Below are 2,740 nucleotides of genomic sequence, written 5' to 3' on the forward strand. Positions count from 1 at the left end.
GGTGGGGTGCGGGCGCAGATGGTGACGGTGGCGCCTGCCTCGTGGAAGGCCCTGGCGATGGCGGCGCCGATGCCCTTGGTGCCGCCCGTCACCAGGACGGCCTTGCCCGTGTAGTCGTAAGTCACGGTCACGGGTGCTACCGTACCAAGCAAGCGTTAGGTGCAACCAGGGAGTCGGGTTGGGGATCACGCTGCGGGCCGGGCCGATCGCTGAGGTCGTCGTGGACGTGCCACCGGTGAACGCGCTGAACGTACGGGCCTGGGAGGAGCTGGCCGAGGCCGTGCGGACCGCCGGCCGCGATCCCGGCACCCGCGTGGTCGTGCTGCGGGCCGAGGGGCGCGGGTTCAACGCCGGAGTCGACATCAAGGAACTGCGGGACGCCGACGGGCACGAGCGTCTGGTCGCGGTCAACCGGGCGTGTCATGCGGCGTTCGCGGCGGTGTACGCGTGCGCGGTGCCGGTCGTCGCAGCCGTGCACGGGCACTGCCTCGGCGGCGGCGTCGGACTGGCCGGCAACGCCGACGTGGTGGTGGCGAGCGACGACGCCTACTTCGGGCTGCCCGAGGTCGACAGGGGCGCGCTGGGCGCCGCCACGCACCTGGCCAGGCTCGTGCCGCCGCACCTGATGCGGGCCATGGTCTACACGTGCAGGAACGCGACGGCGGCCGAGCTTCACACGTTCGGGTCGGTGCTGGAGGTGGTGCCGCGCGACCGGCTGCGGGACGCCGCGACCGAGGTGGCGGAACAGATCGCCGCGAAGGACCCGTACGTCATCCGCTGCGCCAAGGAGTCGCTCAACGGCATCGACCCGGTGGACGTCGACCGCAGCTACCGCTTCGAGCAGGGCTTCACCTTCGAGCTGACCCTCATGGGCACGGGTGACCGGCACAGGGAGCGGTTCGCATGACGAAGCTGATGACGGCCGAGGAGGTCGCCGCGTCGGTGGAGAGCGGCATGACGGTCGGGATCGGCGGCTGGGGTTCGCGCCGCAAACCGATGACCCTCGTGCACGCGATCCTCCGCTCCCCCGTCCGCGACCTCACGCTCGTCTCGTACGGCGGCCCCGACGTCGGCATGCTCTGCGCGGCGGGGAAGGTACGCAGGGTCGTGGCCCCGTTCGTCACGCTCGACTCCATCCCGCTGGAGCCCCACTTCCGGCGGGCCAGGCAGGCGGGGACGATCGTGTTCACCGAGTACGACGAGGGCATGTTCATGTTCGGGCTGCTGGCCGCGGCGCACCGGCTGCCGTTCCTGCCGACGCGGGCGGGGCTGGGTTCGGACGTGATGCGGGTCAACCCGGAGCTGCGCACGGTCCGGTCGCCGTACGCGGACGGGGAGGAACTGGTCGCGGTCCCCGCCCTGACGATGGACGTGGCGCTGGTGCACGTGAACCGGGCCGACGCGCGGGGCACCGCACAATACCTGGGCCCCGATCCGTACCTCGACGACCTCTACGCCAAGGCGGCCGCGCGGTGTTACGTGTCGTGCGAGCGGGTCGTGGAGAACCTGCTCAAGGAGGGTCCTCTGCAGTCGTTGCTGATCAGCCGGTCGATGGTGACGGGCGTCGTGGAGGCGCCCGGCGGGGCCGGGTTCACCTCGTGCGAGCCCGACTACGGGCGTGACGAGGCGCTCCAGCGGCGCTACGCGGAAACGCCATGGGAGGACTGGGATGAGCAGTAGGGCCGACGTGTGCGTGCTGGCGTGCGCTGAGGCGTTCAGGGGCGACGGCGAGATCCTGGCGGCCGGCATCGGCGGGGCGGTGACGGTGCTGGCGGCGCGGCTGGCGCGGCTGACGTTCGAGCCGGAGCTGCTCACGCACGACGGCACCTGCCTGCTCACCGGCGACGTGCCCGCGCTGGGCGAGGCGCCCGAGCTGGTGGAAGGGTGGCTGCCGTTCCGCGACCACCTGTGGCTGGTGCTGAACGGGCGCCGCCACGTCATGCTGGGCGCGAGCCAGATCGATCGGTACGGCAACTCGAATATCTCCTGCATCGGCGACTGGGCCCGGCCCAAGGCGCAACTCCTGGGTGTGCGGGGCGCGCCGGGCAACACGCGGTGCGACCCGACGAGCTACTGGATTCCCCGGCACTCCCCCCGCGTCTTCGTGCCCGAGGTGGACATGGTCAGCGGGCTCGGCACCGACCGGGGGGCGTACGAACTGCGGCGGGTGGTGACGAACCTGGCCGTGCTGGACTTCCGCACGCCTGACGGGTCGATGCGGCTGGTGTCGGTCCATCCGGGGGTGAGGGTGGACGAGGTGGTCGCGGCGACCGGGTTCGATCTCACCATCCCCGGCGACGTCCCCCGGACGCGGGAGCCGTCCGAGGAGGAGCTGCTCGTCCTGGAACGGCTCGATCCTTGGCGCTCGCGCGACCGGGAGGTCCCCGCGTGAGGACCGCACTGACCTCACTGACCGGCTGCCGGCATCCGATCGTGCAGACCGGCATGGGGTACGTCGCCGGCGCCCGGCTGGCGGCGGCCACCTCGCGGGCGGGCGGCCTGGGCGTGATCGGGGCGGCAACCATGTCCGTACCCGAGATGACCGCCGCGATCAGGCGGGTGAAGGAGCGCACGGACGCGCCGTTCGGCGTCAACATCCGCGCCGACGCCGGCGACGCCGCCGAACGGGTCGAGGTGATGGTCCGTGAGGGCGTACGGGTGGCGTCGTTCGCCATGGCCCCCAAGCGGGAGCTGATCGCCCGGCTGAAGGACGCGGGCGTGGTGACGATCCCGTCGGTGG

General features: G+C 72.0%; 5 protein-coding genes. 4 read left to right on the forward strand and 1 reads right to left on the reverse strand.

Going from position 1 to position 2,740, the window contains the following annotated elements; all coding sequences use genetic code 11:
* The coding region (locus tag GUY59_RS46550; protein WP_132342077.1) for an SDR family NAD(P)-dependent oxidoreductase at positions 1 to 131 on the reverse strand (131 nt) is incomplete at its 3' end.
* Positions 132 to 178: 47 nt separating this feature from the next.
* Here GUY59_RS46550 and GUY59_RS46555 point away from each other — a divergent pair.
* The 4 genes from GUY59_RS46555 to GUY59_RS46570 all read left to right on the forward strand — a co-directional run.
* Positions 179 to 907, forward strand: a complete 729-nt coding sequence (locus GUY59_RS46555; RefSeq protein WP_138208772.1) for an enoyl-CoA hydratase family protein — start codon at positions 179 to 181, stop codon at positions 905 to 907.
* Positions 904 to 1,680 (forward strand): CoA transferase subunit A, encoded by a 777-nt coding sequence (locus GUY59_RS46560; protein WP_138208773.1) that lies wholly within the window; start codon positions 904 to 906, stop codon positions 1,678 to 1,680. Before GUY59_RS46555 ends, GUY59_RS46560 begins: the two co-directional genes overlap by 4 nt.
* Positions 1,670 to 2,392, forward strand: coding sequence for a CoA-transferase subunit beta (locus tag GUY59_RS46565; RefSeq protein WP_138208774.1), 723 nt, complete (start codon positions 1,670 to 1,672; stop codon positions 2,390 to 2,392). The genes GUY59_RS46560 and GUY59_RS46565 overlap by 11 nt, the downstream gene beginning before the upstream one ends.
* The coding region (locus GUY59_RS46570; protein ID WP_161715121.1) for an NAD(P)H-dependent flavin oxidoreductase at positions 2,389 to 2,740 on the forward strand (352 nt) is incomplete at its 3' end. The genes GUY59_RS46565 and GUY59_RS46570, both read left to right, overlap by 4 nt.

Origin of the sequence: Nonomuraea sp. K271, from assembly GCF_009908215.1 — a bacterium.
Lineage (GTDB): Bacteria > Actinomycetota > Actinomycetes > Streptosporangiales > Streptosporangiaceae > Nonomuraea > Nonomuraea longispora.

What these genes read in the sequence shown, in the direction of transcription:
- GUY59_RS46560 (WP_138208773.1), top strand. Translation starts at nt 904, where the DNA reads ATGACGAAGCTGATGACGGCCGAGGAGGTCGCCGCGTCGGTGGAGAGC.
- GUY59_RS46565 (WP_138208774.1), top strand. Translation starts at nt 1,670, where the DNA reads ATGAGCAGTAGGGCCGACGTGTGCGTGCTGGCGTGCGCTGAGGCGTTC.